Raw genomic sequence first — 289 nt, forward strand, 5'->3', positions numbered from 1 at the left:
CCATCTCGACGAACTGGTCGTGAAGGAGGTGCACGGCTCGGGCGGCTACGGGATGCTGGTCGGGCCGTGCGCATCGAAGGCCGAGATCGAGGCGTTCGCTGCGAAGCTGCGCGCGCGTCCCGCGAACTACATCGCGCAACCCACGCTGGCGTTGTCCACGACGCCGATCCTGACCGAAGCCGGCCTTGCGCCGCGCCACGTCGACCTGCGGCCGTTCGTGCTGGTGTCGGACCGGATCCGCATCACGCCGGGCGGGCTCACGCGCGTCGCGCTGCAGGAAGGCTCGCTC

At 70.6% G+C, this 289-nt stretch carries 1 protein-coding gene; it reads left to right on the forward strand.

Annotation, left to right across the window (positions count from 1 at the left end):
• On the forward strand, positions 1 to 289 hold a 289-nt coding region (locus NQV17_RS37895), incomplete at both ends, for a circularly permuted type 2 ATP-grasp protein (RefSeq protein ID WP_257776175.1).

The organism is Burkholderia sp. SCN-KJ (assembly GCF_024656005.1).
Classification (GTDB): Bacteria; Pseudomonadota; Gammaproteobacteria; order Burkholderiales; family Burkholderiaceae; genus Burkholderia.